Annotated in this window: 18 protein-coding genes and 1 pseudogene; 13 read left to right on the forward strand and 6 right to left on the reverse strand. The window is 58.2% G+C overall.

From position 1 onward, the window contains the following. Positions 1-38: 38 nt before the first annotated feature. The 7 genes and pseudogenes from ACZ5A6_RS14100 to ACZ5A6_RS14130 all read left to right on the forward strand — a co-directional run bounded on the left by ACZ5A6_RS14100 (position 39) and on the right by ACZ5A6_RS14130 (position 7,896). The gene (locus tag ACZ5A6_RS14100) at positions 39-1,337 is read left to right on the forward strand and encodes an extracellular solute-binding protein (protein ID WP_003514712.1); all 1,299 of its coding nucleotides are present in this window, start codon (positions 39-41) and stop codon (positions 1,335-1,337) included. Between the two features lie 84 nt (positions 1,338-1,421). Further along, positions 1,422-2,396, forward strand: a complete 975-nt coding sequence (locus tag ACZ5A6_RS14105) for an ABC transporter permease (RefSeq protein ID WP_025592231.1) — start codon at positions 1,422-1,424, stop codon at positions 2,394-2,396. Between the two features lie 11 nt (positions 2,397-2,407). After that, complete coding sequence (ugpE, locus tag ACZ5A6_RS14110; RefSeq protein ID WP_003514715.1) at positions 2,408-3,250, forward strand: sn-glycerol-3-phosphate ABC transporter permease UgpE; 843 nt, start codon at positions 2,408-2,410, stop codon at positions 3,248-3,250. 11 nt (positions 3,251-3,261) lie between these two features. After that, on the forward strand, positions 3,262-4,362 hold the full coding sequence (locus tag ACZ5A6_RS14115; protein WP_113291259.1) for a sn-glycerol-3-phosphate import ATP-binding protein UgpC: 1,101 nt from the start codon (positions 3,262-3,264) through the stop codon (positions 4,360-4,362). A 110-nt stretch (positions 4,363-4,472) separates the two neighbouring features. Next, complete coding sequence (locus tag ACZ5A6_RS14120; protein ID WP_113291258.1) at positions 4,473-4,985, forward strand: cupin domain-containing protein; 513 nt, start codon at positions 4,473-4,475, stop codon at positions 4,983-4,985. 244 nt (positions 4,986-5,229) lie between these two features. Further along, positions 5,230-6,189, forward strand: coding sequence for a glutathione synthase (gene gshB / locus ACZ5A6_RS14125; protein ID WP_065661450.1), 960 nt, complete (start codon positions 5,230-5,232; stop codon positions 6,187-6,189). 185 nt (positions 6,190-6,374) lie between these two features. Then, positions 6,375-7,896: pseudogene (locus tag ACZ5A6_RS14130) on the forward strand (YifB family Mg chelatase-like AAA ATPase). Between the two features lie 116 nt (positions 7,897-8,012). Here the strand turns inward: ACZ5A6_RS14130 and cysK are convergent. The 3 genes from cysK to dut form a co-directional block, all read right to left on the reverse strand. Next, a complete protein-coding gene (cysK, locus tag ACZ5A6_RS14135) occupies positions 8,013-8,981 on the reverse strand; it encodes a cysteine synthase A (protein ID WP_003514725.1) in 969 nt (322 codons plus the stop codon). Positions 8,982-9,137: 156 nt separating this feature from the next. After that, entirely contained in the window at positions 9,138-9,755 is a 618-nt protein-coding gene (locus ACZ5A6_RS14140; RefSeq protein WP_065659812.1) for a LysE family translocator, read from the reverse strand. A gap of 76 nt (positions 9,756-9,831) precedes the next feature. Further along, the gene (gene dut / locus ACZ5A6_RS14145; protein WP_174060676.1) at positions 9,832-10,302 is read right to left on the reverse strand and encodes a dUTP diphosphatase; all 471 of its coding nucleotides are present in this window, start codon (positions 10,300-10,302) and stop codon (positions 9,832-9,834) included. Between the two features lie 90 nt (positions 10,303-10,392). Here dut and ACZ5A6_RS14150 point away from each other — a divergent pair, with 90 nt between their 5' ends. From ACZ5A6_RS14150 to ACZ5A6_RS14160, 3 genes are all read left to right on the forward strand, one after another. Then, positions 10,393-11,976: a peptide chain release factor 3 gene (locus ACZ5A6_RS14150; RefSeq protein ID WP_003514729.1), complete on the forward strand. Its 1,584-nt coding sequence runs from the start codon at positions 10,393-10,395 to the stop codon at positions 11,974-11,976. 70 nt (positions 11,977-12,046) lie between these two features. Then, positions 12,047-13,252 carry a bifunctional phosphopantothenoylcysteine decarboxylase/phosphopantothenate--cysteine ligase CoaBC gene (gene coaBC, locus ACZ5A6_RS14155; RefSeq protein ID WP_065688383.1) on the forward strand — a complete coding sequence of 402 codons (1,206 nt, stop codon included), beginning with the start codon at positions 12,047-12,049 and terminating at the stop codon, positions 13,250-13,252. Beyond that, a complete protein-coding gene (locus tag ACZ5A6_RS14160) occupies positions 13,249-13,608 on the forward strand; it encodes an MmcQ/YjbR family DNA-binding protein (protein WP_019564441.1) in 360 nt (119 codons plus the stop codon). The genes coaBC and ACZ5A6_RS14160 overlap by 4 nt, the downstream gene beginning before the upstream one ends. A gap of 23 nt (positions 13,609-13,631) precedes the next feature. Here ACZ5A6_RS14160 and olsE read toward each other — a convergent pair whose 3' ends face one another. The 3 genes from olsE to ubiE form a co-directional block, all read right to left on the reverse strand. After that, entirely contained in the window at positions 13,632-14,546 is a 915-nt protein-coding gene (gene olsE / locus ACZ5A6_RS14165) for an ornithine lipid hydroxylase OlsE (RefSeq protein WP_013635359.1), read from the reverse strand. Between the two features lie 163 nt (positions 14,547-14,709). After that, complete coding sequence (gene ubiB, locus ACZ5A6_RS14170) at positions 14,710-16,284, reverse strand: 2-polyprenylphenol 6-hydroxylase (protein ID WP_019564439.1); 1,575 nt, start codon at positions 16,282-16,284, stop codon at positions 14,710-14,712. 36 nt (positions 16,285-16,320) lie between these two features. Next, a complete protein-coding gene (gene ubiE / locus ACZ5A6_RS14175; RefSeq protein ID WP_080799684.1) occupies positions 16,321-17,097 on the reverse strand; it encodes a bifunctional demethylmenaquinone methyltransferase/2-methoxy-6-polyprenyl-1,4-benzoquinol methylase UbiE in 777 nt (258 codons plus the stop codon). A 143-nt stretch (positions 17,098-17,240) separates the two neighbouring features. Between ubiE and mutM the strand changes: the two genes are divergently transcribed. The 3 genes from mutM to rpsT all read left to right on the forward strand — a co-directional run bounded on the left by mutM (position 17,241) and on the right by rpsT (position 19,409). Continuing rightward, complete coding sequence (mutM, locus tag ACZ5A6_RS14180; RefSeq protein WP_174060677.1) at positions 17,241-18,143, forward strand: bifunctional DNA-formamidopyrimidine glycosylase/DNA-(apurinic or apyrimidinic site) lyase; 903 nt, start codon at positions 17,241-17,243, stop codon at positions 18,141-18,143. 31 nt (positions 18,144-18,174) lie between these two features. Then, the gene (locus ACZ5A6_RS14185) at positions 18,175-18,948 is read left to right on the forward strand and encodes an enoyl-CoA hydratase (protein ID WP_003514743.1); all 774 of its coding nucleotides are present in this window, start codon (positions 18,175-18,177) and stop codon (positions 18,946-18,948) included. Positions 18,949-19,142: 194 nt separating this feature from the next. Continuing rightward, on the forward strand, positions 19,143-19,409 hold the full coding sequence (rpsT, locus tag ACZ5A6_RS14190; protein ID WP_003493474.1) for a 30S ribosomal protein S20: 267 nt from the start codon (positions 19,143-19,145) through the stop codon (positions 19,407-19,409). The last annotated feature ends 772 nt before the right edge of the window (positions 19,410-20,181 follow it).

Below are 20,181 nucleotides of genomic sequence, written 5' to 3' on the forward strand. Positions count from 1 at the left end.
GCATCCTCATCCCAATAAATGGTGGAGAGGATTTAGTAATGTTGAAGAAGATTTCCATGGCCGCAGTGGCGGTCAGCATTTCGGCAACGTCTTCCATGGCTGCGACCAACATCACCTGGTGGCACGGCATGGGCGGCCGTAACGGCGAAGTCATCAACGAAGTTTCGCAGAAATTCAACGAAGCCCAGAAAGAATGCGCTCTGACGCCGGTTTCCAAGGGCTCATACGAAGAAGCGCTTGCAAGCGGCATCGCTGCTTTCCGTTCGGGCGAACAGCCGAACATTCTCCAGGTTTTCGATGCTGGCGCTGCCACCATCATCAACGCCAAGGGCGCTGTCATTCCTGCGGAAGACCTCATCAACAAGGCCGGTTACAAGTTCGACCGCGAAGCCTTCATCAACGGCGTCCGCTATTTCTACGCTGCCGCTGACGGCAAGTTCGTCGGCATGCCTTTCAACACTTCCGCGCCGATCATGTATGTCAACGACGAAGCCCTGAAGAAGGCTGGCGTCGAAGCTCCGAAGACCTGGGAAGATTTTGAAAAGGTCGCACCGAAGCTGAAGGAAGCCGGTTACATCCCGCTCGTCCAGTCGCAGCTCACCTGGCAGTTCACGGAGAACTTCTTCTCCCGCAACAACATCCAGTTCGCAACCAACAACAATGGTTACGACAGCGTCACCGACACCAAGCTGAAGGTCACCGATCCGAACCTTGTCATGATGTTCGACAAGCTGAAGGACTGGAAAGACAAGGGTCTGTTCGCCTACTACGGCGCCGGCTGGAACGACAACCAGAAGCCCTTCGAAGAAGGCAAGGTTGCCCTCTGGATCGGTTCCTCGGGTTCGTTCGGTGGCCTGCAGAAGACGGCGTCCATGCCGTTCTCGGCAACCTTCCTTCCCTACTGGGGCTCCATCAAGGGCGCTGGCACCAACTCCTTCATCGGCGGCGCTGCCCTTTTTGCAATGTCGGGCAAGTCTGAAGCCGAAAACAAGTGCGTGGCTGACTTCTTCCAGTTCCTGACTTCGCCGGAAATCCAGGTCTTCTACCACAAGGCAACCGGTTACGTCGCTATCACCACGGCTGCTTACGAAAAGGCCAAGGCTGAAGGCTTCTACAAGGAAAAGCCTGCCGCCGAAGTCGGTATCCAGCAGCTGTCGCTGCCTTCAGGCGAATGGTCCAAGGGCTACCGCCTCGGTTTCTACCCGCAGATCCGCTCCATCATGGAACGCGAATACAACCGCATCTTCTCCGGCGAAGTAACGCCGAAGGACGCCTTCGACATCATCGAAAAGGAAGGCAACGATCTTCTCGCCCGTTTCGCTAAAACGGCCGGCTGATCTCCCTTTTTGAAACCAACGATAGTTGTCGAGCCTCCTTTCCGCCGGAAAGGAGGCTCGCTCTTGGATTAAGGAGGCGCAAGCGTGGCCTATACATCGTCTCAACCGCGTCTGGCCCGGTTTCTATCCGGCCGGTCTGCAAAAACCGGAAAAACGGCGAAGGCCGCAGAAGCCAGCATGAAGCGCGTGCAGTTCTCCTCGTCCTACGTGCCCTATCTGTTTCTGGCGCCACAACTGGCGGTGATTTTCATCTTCTTCTACTGGCCCTCCGTCCAGGCCGTGCAATCGTCGTTCTTTATCGAAGACCCTTTCGGGTTCGGTGCAACGTTCGTGGGCTTCGCCAATTATTCCGATGCCATCTTCAATCCGGAATATCTAAACATCGCCAAATTCACGGTTGTCTTCACCGTGCTGGTCACTTTCTTTTCGCTGGCGCTCGGTCTTTTGCTTGCGGTCAAGGCCGATGCGGTCGTTCGCGGCAGTTCCGCCTACAAGACGTTGCTGATCTCCGTTTACGCCATCGCGCCGCCGGTTGCGGGTCTCATCGGCATGATGTTTTTCGACCAGCATATCGGGCCTTTCGTCAAGATGGCCGCGTTTTTGGGCTGGGATATGAAGGTTGGCCTCAACTACTTCGATACAGCCTTCGCCATGATTGCCGTCGCGGTCTGGAAGCAGATCCCTTATAATTTCATCTTCTTCCTGTCCGGATTGCAGGGCGTATCCGTCGCCGTGCGCGAGGCTGCCGCCATCGATTGCCGATCGAGCGTGCGCCGGTTCTGGACGGTCATCATGCCGCTTCTGGCACCGACTGCCTTCTTCCTGCTGATCATCAACATCACCTATTCGCTGTTCGATACGTTCGGCATTATCGACGTGATGGTGAAGGACAAGGCCGCCAACAATCCGATTACGCTGGTCTACAAGGTCTTTCTCGACGGTTTCCGCGGCAATGACATCGGCGGTTCCTCTGCTCAGTCCGTCATCCTGATGCTGGTCGTCTTCGTTCTGACCATCATCCAGTTTCGCTTCATCGAAAAACGCATCCATTACAATTGAGGGAAAAGACAATGTACAAGACAAAACCCCTCGACCATCTGGTGCTGATCATTGGCGCACTGTTCCTGATATTGCCTGTCGTCGTGGCATTCATGACGTCCACCCATACGGCGGCGGAAATCCACCGCAGCGGCCTGACACTCGTTCCGGGCGACAATTTCGTCGGGACCTATGAAAAGGTCCTGACACAAAAGGGCGGCTTTACCGGGCAGATCACCGGTCTCAACATGGTGCTCAACTCGCTGATCCTCGGCATCGGTTTTGCCGTCGGCAAGATCGTCCTGTCGATGATGGCAGCCTATGCGATCGTCTATTTCCGGTTCCGGTTTGCAACGCTTGCCTTCTGGATCATCTTCACCACCCTGCTTCTGCCGCTCGAAGTACGCATCATGCCGTCCTATGAGGTGATGAGCAAACTCGGCCTCTTGAACTCCTACACCGGTCTGATCGTGCCGCTTCTGGCGTCTGCGACGGGTACCTTCTATTTCCGGCAGTTCTTCAAATCCATTCCTGAAGAATTGCTGGAAGCTGCTCGCATAGACGGTGCGGGCCCGGTCAAGTTCTTCATTGATGTGATCATCCCGCTTTCCCGTACCATGATGGCGGCGATCTTCATCATCATGTTCGTTTACGGCTGGAACCAGTACCTCTGGCCCATGCTGATGACCACGGACGAGAGTTTCTTCACCCTGATGCGCGGCATCAAGTCGATCCTGCAAGTCTGGGTCGGTTCGCAAATCCCCGATTACAACGAAGCTTTCGCGCTTGCCGTTCTGGCCATGCTGCCGCCTGTGATGATCGTCGTGATCTTCCAGCGCTGGTTCATCAAGGGCCTGACCGAAAGTGACAAATAAGGAAACCGTAAATGGCCGCGATAGAAATCAGTCAGGTCTGCAAGGATTATCATGGCGGCGTGCGTGCCGTGCATCACGTCGATATCGACATCAGGGACGGCGAGTTCATTGTTCTCGTCGGTCCCTCCGGCTGCGGCAAGTCCACGCTCCTGCGTATGGTGGCCGGACTTGAGGATATTTCCGAAGGCACGGTGAAGATCGGTGACCGGGTGGTCAACCAGGTAGATCCGGCTGACCGGGATATCGCCATGGTGTTCCAGAACTATGCGCTCTATCCGCATATGTCGGTGCGCCAGAACCTGGAATACGGGTTGAAGAACCGCAAGACGCCGAAGGCGGAGATCGATGCGCGCGTGGCCGAGGCCGCCCGCATGCTCCAGCTCGAACCCTATCTGGAGCGCAAGCCGCGCGCCCTTTCCGGCGGCCAGCGTCAGCGAGTCGCCATGGGCCGCGCCATCGTGCGCAAACCGGCGGCCTTCCTGTTTGATGAGCCCCTGTCCAACCTTGATGCCAAACTGCGCGTTTCCATGCGCGGCGAGATCAAGCGCCTGCAAAAGCGTCTCGGCACCACTTCGATCTACGTCACGCACGATCAGCTGGAAGCCATGACGCTAGCAGACCGTCTGGTGGTGCTGAACGGCGGCCGCATCGAACAGATCGGCGCACCGCTTGAGGTCTATCACACCCCCGCTTCCACCTTTGTCGCAAGCTTCATCGGCTCTCCCGCCATGAACCTGCTGAACGGCGAGTTGCATGGGGATAGCCTTGCCGTCGGGCCGTCGCTGATCGCGCTCAACGGTTTCGCCCCCACCTCCGGCCCGGTTACTGTGGGCATGCGGGCGGAAGATTTCCGCCTGGCGGCGGCAGGTGAGCCCGGTTTTTCGCTACGCGTCGAGTATATCGAGGAACTCGGCTCGCAGCGTCTTATCCACGGTATGATCGGCGACCAGAACCTGACTGTGGCGTTTTCGCCGGAGGTCGAGATTCCGGCTACCTTGTCGGTCGCCATATCTCCGGACAAGCTGCACTTCTTCTCCAGCGAGACCGGCAAGCGCATAGCCGGCAACGCGGAACAGGCTGTGGCGCAGCCCGTGCAGCTGGCAACGGCCTGAGTGGACGATAAGAAATCGGCGCGATGACTAAAATTGCGCCGATTGTCAAAACCGCTTCGTTACGATCCCGATGATAGAAGATCTCCAATATTTCACGGGGGTTTTCTAATATGCCTTTAAAGATGATGTTCGCGGCGGCTGCGACCATGGCGATCCGCACAGTGCCGATATTGCCGGCCTCTATGCGCCGGACAAAAGACGAGGGCGTGGTTAGCGCGTCCTGCACCGATTTGCGGCTGCAGCCGGCCCCCATCAACCCCGACTGGATCATTTCCGGCGATCCTCAGGCGCGTGCGGCGGATCATTCCAGAAGCGGAGACCGCGCGTCCAGCACAGCCATGTGGGATTGTACGGCGGGCGAGTTCCGCTGGTTCTTCGGTTGGGACGAGACCGTCTATATCCTTGAGGGTGAGGTGCATGTGACGGCGGAAGACGGCACAGTCAGTATCCTGCGGGTGGGTGACGTCGCTTATTTCCGCGCGGGAACATGGGCCACCTGGCGGGTGGATGAGTATGTCCGCAAGGTTGCCTTCATGCGCCGCCCTTTCCCCACGGCGCTGGCTCTGGCCTACCGGGTCAAGAACAAGCTGTTTGCCGGTCGTTCCTACAAGCTGGCGGCCTGAACTGGTAAAACACTCCGTCAGGTGGGGCTCTGCGCAGCGCCACCTGCGGAATTCTGAAGGTTCAATAAAACTCACAAAAAGCACCCCTCGCAGCAGTTGCGTTTGAATGGTCGCTGCCCTACATCTTCATGGTTTTCTGAAGCATTTCCGGGTCTCTTCCGGTCCTGCGGGGAATCGCGAACAGACGAGGCAATGGGCACGGCGGAACCGCGAAGCGTCCGCATGCTGCAAGAGGAAGATGCGCATGGCGAAGATCAAGAACGTCGCGATCCAGATGGATCATGTCTCCGGCATCAATATCGCCGGCGACTCCACCTTCGCCATGAGCCTTGAGGCGCAGGCACGTGGATACCGGCTGTTTCACTATACGCCCGAACGCCTCTCCATGCGCGATGGCAAAATCTACGCGACCGTCGAACAGATGGAACTGCGCGATATCAAGGGCGACCATTTTTCGCTCTCGGAGCCGGAGCGGGTCGATCTCTCGACCATGGATGTCATTCATCTGCGCCAGGATCCGCCATTCGACATGGCCTACATCACCTCGACCCATTTGCTCGAGCGCATTCATCCCAAAACGCTTGTTGTCAACGATCCCGCCTGGGTCCGCAACTCGCCGGAAAAGATTTTCGTCACCGAATTCGCCGATCTGATGCCGAAGACGCTGATCACCAAGGATGTCTCTGAAATCGCCCGCTTCCGCAATGAAATGGGCGATATCATCCTCAAGCCGCTTTATGGCAATGGTGGCGCAGGCGTCTTCCATTCCGCGCGGGACGACCGCAATTTCTCATCGCTGCTGGAAATGTTCGGTCAGATGTTCCGCGAACCCTATATCGCCCAGGAATACTTGCCGGATGTTCGCAAGGGCGACAAGCGTATCCTTCTGGTGGATGGCGAGCCCGTGGGCGCGATCAATCGCGTGCCGGCGGAAAATGATGCCCGCTCCAACATGCATGCCGGCGGCCGCCCGGAGCCAACGGAACTCACCGCGCGTGAGAAGGAAATCTGCCGCCGCATCGGCCCCGCCCTGCGCGAGCGCGGTTTCCTGTTCGTTGGCATCGATGTGATCGGCGATTACCTCACGGAAATCAACGTCACCTCACCGACAGGCATTCGTGAAGTGCAGAAATTCGGCGGTGCCGATGTGGCGAGCCTGTTGTGGGATGCGATCGAGAAAAAGCGCGAAGCACAGGAGTTCTGAGGCAATTTCCTCGCCACCTGCGTTTGTTCCGCGTGCACAACTCTATACAACTGAAATACACCGTTCGCGCGAAGTTGTTCGCTTAATGTTCTTGTTTTATTCTTTGCTCTGTGGCAGGTTACTTGAGAGTGGCCGCCATCGGGGCATAATGCTTTGATGTTGTGGCCGGTTTGCGGGGGCAGGCCATGGTGGCACGGGTCAATACGGTTGCATTTCAGGGAATAGAGGGTGTGCCGGTCGAGGTGCAGGTGATGGTCGCACCCGGAAAGGTCGGCATCCAGATCGTCGGCCTGCCGGACAAGGCGGTGGCGGAAAGCCGGGAGCGGGTGCAGGCCGCGCTCCATGCCTCCGGTCTGGCGCTGCCGGCAAAAAAAGTCACGGTCAATCTTGCGCCTGCGGATTTGCCCAAGGAAGGATCGCATTTCGATCTTCCGATCGCTTTGGGTCTCATGGCCGCGTTGGGAGCGATCCCGGCGGAAGCGCTCGGGCAATATGTGGTTCTCGGCGAGCTCAATCTCGATGGCACCATCGGCACGGTTTCGGGCGCTCTGCCCGCGGCCATCGGTGCCAATGCGCTCGGGAAGGGTTTGATTTGCCCGGCTGATAGCGGGCCGGAAGCAGCCTGGGCCGGGGCTGGCATCGATATTCTCGCCCCACGCAGCCTTATTGCGCTTGCCAACCATTTTCGCGGCACCCAGCTTCTCTCCCGCCCGATGCCCGCCATCCGCGCCAATCCGGTCAATTTGCCGGATCTGGCCGATATCAAGGGGCAGGAGACGGCCCGGCGCGCGTTGGAAGTGGCAGCGGCCGGTGGCCATAATCTGCTGATGGTTGGCCCGCCCGGCTCCGGTAAATCCATGCTCGCTGCGCGCTTGCCCTCAATTCTGCCACCGCTCGAGGCTGCGGAATTGCTGGAAGTGTCCATGGTCCACTCCATCGCCGGCCAATTGTCCGGCGGCAAGCTGTCGGACCGCAGACCGTTTCGCACGCCACACCATTCCGCCACCATGGCCGCGCTTATCGGCGGAGGGCTGCGTGCCAAGCCGGGTGAGGCTTCACTTGCCCACCACGGCGTTCTTTTCCTCGATGAGTTCCCGGAATTTGCGCCTCAGGTGCTGGATGCGCTGCGCCAGCCGCTGGAAACGGGCGAATGCATCGTTGCCCGTGCCAATCACCGCGTCACTTATCCAGCTTGTCGCTGCGATGAACCCCTGCCGGTGCGGCAGAGCGGGGGAGCCGGGTTTCACTTGCGCCAGAGGGCCACGTTGCATGACAGATTATCAGGCCCGCATTTCCGGCCCGCTGATGGATCGCATCGATATTCGCATCGACGTTCCCGCCGTCTCCGCCACTGACCTCATCCGTCCCATGACTGCCGAACCGAGTTCGGTGGTGGCCGCCCGTGTCGCTCGCGCCCGCCTTGCGCAGCAGGAGCGTTATGCGGCGGCGGGCTCTTCAGGCATTCGCACCAACGCTCGCTGCACGACAACGCTGATCGAAAAATATGCGGAGCCCGATGCTTCCGGGCTGCAGTTGCTGCGCGATGCTGCCGAACAGTTGAAGTTCTCCGCACGCGGTTATCATCGCATTCTCAAGGTAGCCCGCACATTGGCTGATTTGGACGGCAAACAAACTGTCGGACGTATACATGTGGCCGAAGCCATTTCATACCGCATTGCCGGTGAAAGACTGACGGCGGCGGCATAAGCGGCCTTCCTTCGCCCTTTACCGGCTAAAACAATTGTGCCGCTGGCGGATGGCCGGCGGCACAATCGGTCATTGCGGTCAGGCGCGCGTTTGCGGCCTGACCGAAGAGGAACGGCTTAAAGCCCAAGCCCTTCGAAAAGGGCGGTCGAAAGGTAACGTTCCGCGAAGGAGGGAATGATGACGACGATATTCTTGCCGGCATTTTCCTCACGTGCGCCGACCTTGATCGCCGCTGCGAGTGCCGCGCCCGAGGAGATGCCGACGGGTACGCCTTCCAACTTCGCCACCAGACGGGCGATTTCAAAAGCGTCGTCATTGGTCACGGTGACGATTTCGTCATAGATTCCAGTGTCGAGGATCGCGGGTGCAAAACCGGCGCCGATGCCCTGGATCTTGTGCGGACCGGGGTTGCCACCGGAAAGAACCGGGCTGTCGGCTGGCTCGACGGCAATGACCTTCACCTCCGGCTTGCGGGATTTCAGCACCTGGCCCGTACCGGTGATAGTGCCACCCGTACCGATGCCCGAAACAAAAATATCGACAGCACCCTCGGTGTCGTTCCAGATTTCTTCCGCTGTCGTCTTGCGATGAATATCCGGGTTTGCGGGGTTTTCGAACTGCTGGGGAATAATCGCGTCTGGCAGGGTTTCGGCCAGTTCCTGCGCCTTGGCGATGGCGCCCTTCATGCCCTTCGGGCCTTCGGTCAACACCAGTTCCGCGCCCAGCAAGGCCAGCATTTTCCGGCGTTCGACCGACATCGTTTCCGGCATGGTCAAGATCAGCTTGTAACCCTTGGCGGCGGCGGCAAAGGCTAGCGCAATGCCCGTGTTGCCGGAGGTCGGCTCAACCAGCGTCGTTTTGCCGGGGGTGATCTTGCCCTGGGCTTCCAGCGCTTCGATCATGGCAACGCCAATGCGGTCTTTCACGGAGGCGATGGGGTTGAAGAACTCCAGCTTGGCGAGAAGATTGGCCTTCACGCCCTTTTCCCTCGCCAGCTTGTCCAGCCGCACGATCGGCGTATCGCCGATTGTTTCGGTGATGGAGGAATAGACGCGTCCGCGTCCGGGCTTTCTGGCTTCGGGCATGATGCTCTCCTGTATGAAGGCCACACGATGTGTGGCCGCAAGATTTCAGCGGCAGAATAGGAGCAATAGTCTTGTCAGGCCAGCGAACGTTCATCCTAATATCGTCTGATTATCGGAAAAAATTCACGATAAATCAGGCAAATGCACGAAATCGTTTCAGGTGCTGCGGATCGCGATCATGGTCGCCGTTCCCGCCAGAATTCCCGCCGCGGTGCGGTTGAGGATCGTCAACGCACTTGGCCGTTTCAGGAGGTTGCGCGCCTTGGCGGCAAGCAGGATGTAAGGCAGGAGAACGGCCATCAATACGATGAAGGTCAGCGCCAGAAGTGTCGCATATTCCGATGGGCCGATCATACGGATGTCGATCAGCGTCGGCACCAGCGCCACATAAAACAGCATGGTTTTTGGATTGCCCAGCGTGATCAGCAGGCCGGACAGAAACGACATGGGAATGCTGGTGCTTTTTTTCGCCTTCAGGTCCTGTGGCAAGAGGCCGGCGGTCCAGAGCTTCCATGCGATATAGAGAAGATAGGCTGCGCCGGCAAACTTCAGGACCATGAAGGCCTCCTGAAAAGTCTGCGCCACGAAGGCGAGGCCGAGGATCACGCCGGTCAGGTAGATCATGTCGCCCAGCACCAGCCCGAGGCCCATGAAGAAGGTTTCCCGAAACCCCGATCCAAGCGCGCGCGCCACGATCGCCGTCATGCCGGGGCCAGGGATGGCAGCGGCGATGAAGAGTGCGGTGGCATAGGCAAGAAGGGTCGTCAGCGTCATGGTCATTTTCCCCGAAAATCCGCCAGATCAATAGCGAAAATCAGGGGTGAAAACAATCGCCCATAAAGGGGGCTGGTCAAAGCCCCGTGGAGCCGAAACCACCGGCACCGCGTGACGTCTCGGATGTTTCGGCCACTTCGCTGACTGCCACCTGCGTAACTGGTGCAATCACCATCTGTGCGATGCGCATGCCGCGCTCGATGACAAAATCGGCTTGCCCCAGATTGGCGAGAATGACCTTCACTTCGCCGCGATAGTCGCTGTCCACCGTGCCGGGGGAATTGAGGCAGGTGATGCCGTTCTTGATGGCGAGGCCGGAGCGCGGACGGATTTGCGCCTCATAGCCTTGCGGAACCTCGAAGACGAAACCGGTCGGCACCAGCGCCCGTTCGCCCGGCTGCAAAGTCAGCGGTTCATCGGCCGGCACTGCGGCGCGCAGGTCCATTCCGGCGGCGCCACGGGTTTCATAGGAAGGCAATTCGAGGTCTGCGCCATTGGCGAGACGCACAAGCCGGAGGAGGGGTCGATTATCATTTTGAACGGTCATGCGGCATTAGTTTGCCGAGATCGCGGCAAGGTCAATTGCAAATGCGGGCCTGAAACGCTAGATACCCCGCAATTCCACAGGATTTGTCAGATGGCCGAAACACTTGCCGAGGCGGTCTCCCGCCGCCGCACCTTTGCTATTATTGCGCACCCGGACGCGGGTAAGACCACGCTTACGGAAAAACTGCTGCTATTCGGCGGAGCGATCCAGCTTGCCGGTGAGGTGAAGGCGAAGAAGGATCGCATCCAGACCCGTTCGGACTGGATGAAGATCGAGCGCGAGCGCGGCATTTCGGTCGTCACTTCGGTCATGACCTTCGAATATAACGACCGCGTCTTCAACATCCTCGATACGCCCGGCCACGAAGACTTTGCCGATGACACCTACCGCACGCTGACGGCGGTGGATGCGGCGATCATGGTCATCGATGCCGCCAAGGGTATCGAGCCGCGCACGCTGAAGCTTTTCGAAGTTTGCCGCATGCGCGATATTCCGATCATCACCTTCATCAACAAGATGGACCGCGAAAGCCGCGATCCCTTCGAGATTCTGGACGAGGTCGAGGAAAAGCTGGCGCTCGATACCGCGCCGATCACCTGGCCGGTCGGCCGGGCGAAGAGCTTCTGTGGCGCTTACAATCTTGCTGAAAACACCTTTCGTGGCAACGACACGCAGGTGGATGGCCTTTCGGTCAACGGCCCTCAGGCTGTCGCCGATCGTCTGCCGGAAAATGAGCGCAAGGTCTTTATCGAGGAAACGGAACTGGCTCTGGAAGCCTGCCGCCCCTTCGACCGTCAGGCGTTCCTGGAAGGTCACATGACGCCGGTATTCTTCGGTTCGGCGCTGCGCAATTTCGGTGTGCGCGACCTCATCAATGCGCTGGGTGATTTCGCCCCGCCGCCGCGCGATCAGGTGGCGGATACCCGCACCGTGCATGCGGCGGAAGACAAGATGACGGCCTTCGTGTTCAAGATTCAGGCCAATATGGATCCCAACCATCGCGACCGCATCGCCTTTGCCCGCATCTGCTCCGGCAAGCTGGAGCGCGGCATGAAGGCGCGGCTGTCGCGCACCGGCAAGCTCATGGGGCTGACCGCACCGCAATTCTTCTTCGCGTCACAGCGCCAGCTGGCCGATACCGCCTTTGCAGGCGATGTGGTCGGCATTCCCAATCACGGCACGCTGCGCATCGGTGATACGCTGACCGAGGGTGAAAACCTCGTATTCCAGGGCGTGCCGAACTTCTCGCCGGAAATCCTGCGCCGCGTGCGCTTGGAAGACGCGATGAAGGCGAAGAAGCTGAAGGAAGCTTTGCAGCAGATGGCGGAAGAAGGTGTCGTGCAGCTCTTTTCACCAGAAGACGGCTCGCCCGCCATCGTCGGCGTTGTCGGCGCGCTGCAGCTCGATGTGTTGAAGGAACGGCTGATGGGCGAATATGGCCTGCCGGTCTCGTTTGAAATGTCTCGCTTTTCCGTCTGCCGCTGGATCTCGTCCGATCAGCCGGCGGAAATGGACAAGTTCCTCAACGTCAAGCGCGGCGATATCGCTCGCGATCTGGATGGCGATCCGGTGTTTCTGGCGCAGGATGCCTTCTCGCTGCGGTATGAATCCGAGCGGTTTCCGGCGATCAAGATGGTCGCGATCAAGGAATATCACGTTGCCAAGGCGGCGTGATATCAGCCGGATTGCACTTTGAATGCCAAGGGCTTAGTTTCCCGGTTAAACGGGAAACTGGTCCGGCATCATGACGCTTTCAGGCAAACATATTCTCCTCATCATCTCCGGCGGCATCGCGGCCTATAAGAGCCTCGACCTCATCCGCCGTCTGAAAGAGCGCGGCGCGAAGGTGACGCCAGTCATGACGAAGGGCGCACAGGAATTCGTCACTCCGCTTGCTGTTGGCGCACTGTCCGCCACCCACGTCTTCACCGAGCTTTTTTCGAGGCAGGACGAGCAGGATGTCGGGCATATCCGGCTCGCACGCGAATGCGACCTCGTGCTGGCCGCGCCCGCCACCGCTGATCTGATGGCGAAGATGGCGAATGGTCTGGCTGATGATCTTGCCTCCACGATCCTTCTGGCGACCGATCGGAAGGTGCTGGTCGCACCTGCCATGAACCCGAAAATGTGGTCGGCAAAGCCAACGGTGCGCAATGTCGAAACGCTGAAAAAAGACGGCGTGTTTTTCATCGGCCCTATGGCAGGCGAAATGGCGGAAAAGGGCGAGGCTGGTCTTGGTCGTATGGCGGAGCCTTTGCAGATCGTCCAAGGCGTCGAGGCTTTGCTGGATGGCGGTCCGAAGCCTTTAAAAGGCAGAACGGCGATCGTTACCTCCGGCCCAACCCATGAGCCGATCGATCCGGTGCGTTACATCGCCAACCGCTCCTCTGGCAAGCAGGGCCATGCCATCGCAGCTGCGCTTGCGGAATTGGGTGCGGAGGTAACGCTGGTCTCGGGTCCCGTCACGATTGCCGATCCGGCGGGCGTTGCAACGGTCCATGTCGAGCGTGCCGAGGAGATGCGCGATGCGGTGATTTCAAGGCTGCCGGTGGATATCGCCGTCATGGTTGCCGCTGTCGCCGACTGGCGGGTGGCGGGTTCTTCGGAGCAGAAGATCAAAAAGCAGCCGGGCGATGCCCCGCCTGCGCTGCAACTTATGGAAAACCCCGATATTCTCAAAACCGTCGGCCACCACGAAAAGCGCCCGAAGCTGGTGGTGGGTTTCGCCGCCGAGACGCAGGATGTCGAGAAAAACGGCCGAGCCAAACTGGAGCGCAAGGGCGCCGATTATATCGTTGCAAATGATGTTTCGGCGGAAACCGGCATCATGGGCGGAGACCGCAACAGCGTGAAGATCATTTCGAATGAGGGTATCGAGGCCTGGCCTGATATGGACAAGGCCGAAGTCGCCAAACGTCTGGCGGCCCTCATTGCGGAGAAACTCGCATGAGCCTTTTCGATCGCAAGACATTCGACAGGGTTCTCGGAGAATGGCCGGGCGTCCGTTTCGTCGATCAGTGGGATTCCCACGTTGCCAAGGTCGGAGACAAGGTCTTTTCCGTTTTGGGTGAGCGTGACGACTGGCGGCTTGTGGTGAAATGTTCGGAGGAGAGCTTCGAAATCCTCACCTCGCTGGAAGGCATCCACCAGGCACCTTATTTCGCCAAGCGCAAATGGATATCGATCTCCGATCATTCGCCGCTGGAGCAAGAGGAGCTGGAACACTATGTCCGCCGCTCCTATGAACTCGTTGCCGCAGGGCTGACGAAGAAGCTGCGGGTCGAACTGGGAATTCTCCGGGCCTGAAGGCGGCATTACCGCCAATCCCTTCAATTTTCTTTCGTGTTTCGCCCGATGATCTGGCGAACCCCTTCTTTTGTAAAAGGCTGAAAAAGCTGTGGCAGAAAGCCCTTTGCAATTTCTCCCTTGATGCCGATGTTGGTCGAGGAAGGGCGATCGGGATTGAAATAGCTGCCGAACAACTGGTCGAAAATGACAAGGTTCTCACCATAATTGGTATTTCCCTCAGGCAGCTCTTTGGAGTGGTGCCATCGGTGCAGCCGGGGCGTGCTGAACACGTAGTCCAGCGGCCCGGTTTTCATATCCACATTGCAATGGGTCAGAATGCCGATGAAGGCGGTCACAGCCGCGAGCCACCAAAACACCTGCAACGGCGCGCCCATGAGATAAAGCGGAATCTGGCTGAGCGCGATCTTGAACAGCGAGTCGGCCACATGAAAACGGCCCGTATTGACGACCCAAAGGCGGACAACGCTGTGATGAAGCGCGTGGAAACGCCAGAAGAATACCGTTTCATGGGCGATACGGTGCGCCCAGTAGAGACCGAATTCAGCGATCATCAGGGCAAGCGTGACCTGAACAACCATCGGCAACTGAGAAGGCCACAGGTCGAATTTCATGGCCGCCAAAGGTTGCAGAAAAATGGCGGTTAGCATTGGAAAGAGCACCGCTGCCGTGGCAGCAAGCTGAACAAGCCCCTTGGTCAAGAGCGTGTGGGCGATATTGTTGACGGTTTCACCATCAGACTGAAGCCATTCCGTCTCATAGGGAATGTAACGCTCAAGAAGAAACAGGCTGGCCACCGCGCCCGCGTAGACGGCGAGGAATGTGGTGATCGGATGCTCACTCGAAAAAGCGAAATAAGCCCCGGTAAGACCGAGAAAAAACACCATGGGCCACGAGCAATAGGTAAGGACCCGTTTTACGGCTTCATTTTTTGCCATCAATCTCAATTCCCGTCCGGCAATCATTTAACTTTCAACCAAGATCAGGTCATTATCCTCGATATGTTGCAGCAGCATGGTACGCATCTATCAAACTGGAAGACCGGCGATTTTCGGTTCGAAAGTGTGCCGCACCGGCGTGAGCGCCGAGTTTGAATATCGTTTAGCTGATCCTGATCGCGATATAGAGAAGCGTGAGCGCAATCACCCAGAGCGCCGCCCGGCCCCATTTGGTGTGGCGCGCTTCCGCCTTGCCGATCGCTTCCGCGGTCTGGGCGTCGAAACGCAGGCCGTTCTCGCTCATATACACCAGGTCGGAATGCAGCTTCTCCGTCTTGGCAGCGATCTCGGGGGCCGCTTCCGCAAGCTTGAGAGCCGCCTTCACGCCGTCCTTCAGATCGGTGACAATACGTTTCGGGCCAAGATTGTCTCTTATCCAGCCGCTGACGACCGGATCGGCCGCTTTCCACATGTTGAAACGCGGATTGAGCATGCGGGATACGCCTTCCACCACCACCATGGTCTTTTGCAGCATCACCAGTTCCGGGCGCGTTTCCATGTCGAAGAGCTCGGTAACTTCGAACAGCAGCGTCAGCAACTTGCCCATGGAGATCGTCTCGGCCGGCTGGCCGTGGATCGGTTCGCCGATGGCGCGGATCGCCTGCGCAAAGCTGGCTTTATCGTGATGGCCCGGCACATAACCGGCCTCGAAATGCACCTCCGCGACGCGCATGTAATCGCGGGTGATGAAGCCGTAGAGGATTTCGGCAAGGAACCTGCGTTCTTTTTTGCCCAGCCGCCCGGCAATGCCCATATCCACGGCTACGATCATGCCCTGCGGATCGACAAAGAGATTGCCGGGGTGCATGTCGGCATGGAAAAAGCCGTCGCGCAACGTGTGCCGCAGGAAGGACTGGATGAGGGTATCAGCCAGCTTGTTCAGATCGTGACCGGCAGCCTTCAGTCCCTCAATATCCGACATCTTGACGCCGTCGATCCATTCCATGGTGACGACATCGCGGCCGGTGCGTTCCCAATCTACCTCCGGAACGCGGAATCCGGGGTCTTCTTTGGTATTTTCGGCAAGTTCGGAAAGGGCGGCGGCCTCAAGCCGCAGATCCATCTCGATCTTGGTTGTCTGTTCCAGCGTGCGAGTGACTTCCACCGGCCGCAGGCGGCGGGCAGAGCGGACGAAACGCTGTTGCAGGTCGGCGATCAGATACATCGCCTCCAGATCGTTCTGGAAGCGCTGGCGAACGCCGGGGCGAATGACCTTGACGGCGACCTTGCGCGGCCCTTTCGGCGTATCCACTATCGCCGGGTGAACCTGGGCGATGGAAGCGGCGGCGATCGGATCGCCAAATTCCCTGTAGAGTTCCGAAACAGACCGCCCGAGCGAACCTTCAATATTAGCCTTGGCCGCGGCTGCGGGGAAAAATGCCATGCGGTCCTGCAGGCTCGCAAGATCGTCGGCGAAGTCGGCGCCGACGACATCCGGCCTTGTGGCCAGAAACTGTCCCATCTTCACATAGGACGGGCCAAGCCGCTCGACAGCTACCGCCAGCCGGTCGCTACGCTGCGCCCGCTTGGCCTTGCTGCGGGCGAATGGCTTCAGCAATGCCTTCATCACTTGCGCGGAGGCAGGAAGGTCATCGGATGGCAAGGCCAGCACGACGCCTTCGCGCACGAGAACCCAGCCAACCCTTGCGAGGCGGAAATATGCGCCCAAAGTGCTCATGCTTATGCTTGTCTCCTGCTTTTGCCGGACATGGTCTTAAAGCTTCCAGCCGGAATGCAGGGCGGCGATACCGCCGGTGTAATTTGTATAGGTCACGCGCGAAAAGCCGGCGGTACGGATCATCGTCGCGAAATCCTCCTGATTGGGGAATTTGCGGATAGACTCGACCAGATATTGATAGGGCTCGGCATCCCCGGTAATCATCTTGCCGAATTGCGGAATGGCGTTGAACGACCATGCATCATAGACGCGGTCGAGTAGCGGCATTTCCACTTCGGAAAATTCCAGCACCAACAGTCGCCCGCCACGTTTCAGTACGCGGTAGGCTTCTTTCAGCGCGACGTCGATGCGCGGTACGTTGCGAATGCCGAAGGCGACCGTATAGGCGTCGAAGGTATTCGCCTCGAAGGGCAGCTCCTCGGCATTGGCTTCAACGAAGGTCAGATTGTCGGAGAGCTTTCGTTTTGCCGCGCGCTCCTCGCCAACGGCAAGCATCGAGCCGTTGATATCGAGAACGGTGGCATGCGCCAGACGGTTGGAGGCTTCCACGATGCGGAAAGCGATATCGCCGGTGCCACCAGCTACGTCAAGCACCTTATAAGAGGCGTCCTTGCGCGGTGAAAGCGAGGACACCATGGCGTCCTTCCACAGCCGGTGCAGGCCGGCCGACATCACGTCGTTCATAATGTCGTAGCGCTTGGCCACCTTGTGGAAGACATCGTTGACCAGCCCCTGCTTTTTGCCTTCGTCCACTTTGTGGAAGCCATAGGACGTTTCCATGCCGCCTTGGGCAGTGGTACGGGCGTCGGTCATCGTCTGTCTCCATATTAATTGCGTGGCGGACCATAGCGGAAACGCCATGGCGACGCTATCTGTTGCCGCATCGCCTGGGCGCGACATTTCGCGTGCATTGTATAGACCACATGGTCCTAACGATAAACTGCCGGATAAGCCAGATGCCAGAATTGCCAGAAGTCGAAACCGTTAGACGCGGCCTCGCGCCCACCATGGAAGGGGCAAGAATCCGCAAGCTCCACCTTGGCCGTCCCGATCTGCGCTTTCCGTTCCCGGAGGACTTCGCGGGCCTGATCGAGGGCAGGACGATCATATCGCTCGGGCGCAGGGCGAAGTATCTCTTGATAGAGCTGGAAAACGGGCTGACGATCGTTGCCCATCTTGGAATGTCCGGCTCGTTCCGTATCGAGGCGGCGGCAGATGAGGCAGGGAATAGGAACGCGCCCGGCGCGTTTCATTATGCCCGCTCGAAGGACGGCAAGCACGATCATGTCGTCTTTCATCTGGATAAGGGCGAAGAGCGCATCTGCGTCATCTATAATGACCCGCGCCGCTTCGGCTTCATGCATCTGGTGGAGCGCAACAAGCTCGACCTCTACCCCGCTTTTGCGGGGCTGGGACCGGAACCGACCGGCAACGCGCTGAGCGCGGATTATCTCGCGAGCCGGTTCCAGGGTAAAAGCCAGCCGTTAAAAAGCACGCTGCTGGACCAGAAGGTCATTGCGGGCCTTGGCAATATCTATGTCTGTGAGGCGCTGTGGCGTGCCCATCTCTCGCCTTTGCGGGCGGCGGGAACGCTGGTGACCAAAACCGGAGAGCCTAAGCCGCAGCTCATCAATCTCACGGAGAAGATCCGGGACGTGATCGCGGACGCAATCGCCGCCGGCGGCTCTTCCCTGCGCGACCATATACAGACGGACGGAACGCTCGGTTATTTCCAGCATTCCTTTTCAGTCTACGATCAGGAAGGCCAGCCTTGCCGTACACCCGGCTGCGGGGGTACGGTTGAAAGGATAGTGCAGGCCGGTCGTTCGACCTTTTATTGCGCGGCCTGCCAGAAGTAGCTGAGGCGGAATAATGGCGAGGGAGACTGCCGTGGATTATGAAACGATACTGGTCGAGAAGCGCGACGAGGTGGGCGTCATCACGCTCAACCGGCCCAAGGCGCTCAACGCCCTCAATTCGGTGCTTCTGAAGGAGCTGCGGCACATTCTCTCCTCGTTCTCTGCTGACGATTCCATCGGCGCGATCATTATAACGGGTTCGGAAAAGGCGTTTGCCGCTGGCGCGGACATCAAAGAAATGCAGGGGCTGGATTTTGTCGATGCCTATGTCGGCGACTTTCTCGGCGGCTGGGACGAGGTCGCATCGACCCGCAAGCCGGTCATTGCCGCAGTCTCCGGCTTTGCGCTGGGCGGCGGGTGTGAACTGGCAATGATGTGCGATTTCATCATCGCTTCGGACACGGCGAAATTCGGTCAGCCGGAAATCACGCTTGGCGTCATTCCCGGCATGGGCGGCTCGCAGCGGCTGACGCGGGCGGTGGGCAAGGCGAAGGCGATGGATCTGGTTCTGACCGGCCGCATGATGGATGCAGCCGAGGCAGAGCGCGCCGGCCTCGTTTCGCGGATCGTCCCCGCGGCAAATCTCATGGATGAGGCGGTGGATGCCGCCACGCGCATCGCCTCGCTGTCGCGCGCTTCCGTTCTCATGGCCAAGGAAAGCGTCAATCGCTCCTTCGAGGTTCCTCTTTCGGAAGGGCTGAGATATGAAAGGCGATCCTTTCAGTCGCTCTTTGCAACAGCGGATCAGAAGGAGGGCATGGCGGCCTTCGTTGAAAAGCGCAAACCCGCTTTCCGGAATCGCTAAGGATTCGGAATATCGGCGTTTTCCGCCATTTGCGCGTTGACGGGCGTACGCTTTAGCGGTATATGCCCGCCCACGGTTAAGGAAAGCCATCCGGCTTGTCCGAAATTACTCCCGCATTCTTGGGTTAAGTGAGGTCTTCGAACGACCCGATCCTCTGGTTGCGGAATTTGGTTTGAATTCGAAGAGAGGCATACATGGCCAATACAACTTCGGCGAAAAAGGCGACCCGCAAGATCGCTCGCCGTACCGCAGTCAACAAGGCTCGCCGTTCGCGCGTTCGCGGCTTCATCCGCAAGGTCGAGGAAGCTATCGCTTCGGGCGATCTGGCAGTAGCCACCGAAGCTCTGAAGGCAGCTCAGCCTGAGATCCAGCGCGCAGCGACGCGTGGCGTTCTGCATGGCAACACGGCATCCCGTAAGGTGTCGCGTCTTGCCCAGCGCGTTAAGGCTCTTTCCGCCTAATCCGGCTAATCACAATTAACTATTCAAAAAGCCTGGTCTTTTGACCGGGCTTTTTGTGATTCTAACCCTACGTTAATCATTCCTGCCGTAACGTGACAAACGCGTGTCAGATGAGCGACAAGAAAAACTGAATAAAAACAATGGATTGCCGGAGGTCTCCCGAAAAATGGGAAGCTTTCTCTACGGAAGTCGCAGCCAGTTTTGAGTCAAGAAGATTTTTATTTTTTTGCCAAAACGGGCTATCGAAAAATGCCAAAATTGAATCTCATTGATTCATAAGCGATTCTGCTTCGGACCTTGCCGGTGATGCAAAACGACCATTGCGAGTCAATGGTCGATCTGAGTTTTTGCAGAAAAAACGCCATTGATCTCTCCCCACGATCCTGCCTAAATGCATTTCAACAAGGGGTGCGGATCTCAGTCCACAGATTATCTCGATGATCGTATCGACGATATTCACCTTCTTGCTGGCGGGCCTTTCGAGGTCCGTTTTCTCAGGTCATTGAGCTTTTTGTGCCGTTTCGGTCTCGGAACGGGCTGGAGCTTTTTGTCCTTAAGAATGCGCCTTACAGTTGTAGCGAAAGGAGCGTTTTTAGCGTGTCGCAGGCCTCTCCATGAAGGGGAGGGAAATGGGATAACCGGCTCGCAAACAAGTAGTAGTCTTTGACGCTCTTTCGAGGGGAGTGCTGGAGGCGGGAAATAATACGAGGGGGATCTCTGGCGATCGTTTTTTTGATCGTCAGGCTATGATTGGCAATTTGAAAGGCGGCAA

This window comes from Agrobacterium sp. 6Ca8 (genome assembly GCF_055382765.1).

What these genes read in the sequence shown, in the direction of transcription:
- ACZ5A6_RS14160 (WP_019564441.1), top strand. Translation starts at nt 13,249, where the DNA reads ATGAGCCTTTTCGATCGCAAGACATTCGACAGGGTTCTCGGAGAATGG.
- olsE (WP_013635359.1), bottom strand. Translation starts at nt 14,546, where the DNA reads ATGGCAAAAAATGAAGCCGTAAAACGGGTCCTTACCTATTGCTCGTGG.
- dut (WP_174060676.1), bottom strand. Translation starts at nt 10,302, where the DNA reads ATGACCGTTCAAAATGATAATCGACCCCTCCTCCGGCTTGTGCGTCTC.
- gshB (WP_065661450.1), top strand. Translation starts at nt 5,230, where the DNA reads ATGGCGAAGATCAAGAACGTCGCGATCCAGATGGATCATGTCTCCGGC.
- rpsT (WP_003493474.1), top strand. Translation starts at nt 19,143, where the DNA reads ATGGCCAATACAACTTCGGCGAAAAAGGCGACCCGCAAGATCGCTCGC.
- ubiE (WP_080799684.1), bottom strand. Translation starts at nt 17,097, where the DNA reads ATGACCGACGCCCGTACCACTGCCCAAGGCGGCATGGAAACGTCCTAT.
- coaBC (WP_065688383.1), top strand. Translation starts at nt 12,047, where the DNA reads ATGACGCTTTCAGGCAAACATATTCTCCTCATCATCTCCGGCGGCATC.
- ubiB (WP_019564439.1), bottom strand. Translation starts at nt 16,284, where the DNA reads ATGAGCACTTTGGGCGCATATTTCCGCCTCGCAAGGGTTGGCTGGGTT.
- ACZ5A6_RS14100 (WP_003514712.1), top strand. Translation starts at nt 39, where the DNA reads ATGTTGAAGAAGATTTCCATGGCCGCAGTGGCGGTCAGCATTTCGGCA.
- cysK (WP_003514725.1), bottom strand. Translation starts at nt 8,981, where the DNA reads ATGCCCGAAGCCAGAAAGCCCGGACGCGGACGCGTCTATTCCTCCATC.
- ACZ5A6_RS14150 (WP_003514729.1), top strand. Translation starts at nt 10,393, where the DNA reads ATGGCCGAAACACTTGCCGAGGCGGTCTCCCGCCGCCGCACCTTTGCT.
- ACZ5A6_RS14115 (WP_113291259.1), top strand. Translation starts at nt 3,262, where the DNA reads ATGGCCGCGATAGAAATCAGTCAGGTCTGCAAGGATTATCATGGCGGC.
- ugpE (WP_003514715.1), top strand. Translation starts at nt 2,408, where the DNA reads ATGTACAAGACAAAACCCCTCGACCATCTGGTGCTGATCATTGGCGCA.
- mutM (WP_174060677.1), top strand. Translation starts at nt 17,241, where the DNA reads ATGCCAGAATTGCCAGAAGTCGAAACCGTTAGACGCGGCCTCGCGCCC.
- ACZ5A6_RS14120 (WP_113291258.1), top strand. Translation starts at nt 4,473, where the DNA reads ATGCCTTTAAAGATGATGTTCGCGGCGGCTGCGACCATGGCGATCCGC.
- ACZ5A6_RS14140 (WP_065659812.1), bottom strand. Translation starts at nt 9,755, where the DNA reads ATGACGCTGACGACCCTTCTTGCCTATGCCACCGCACTCTTCATCGCC.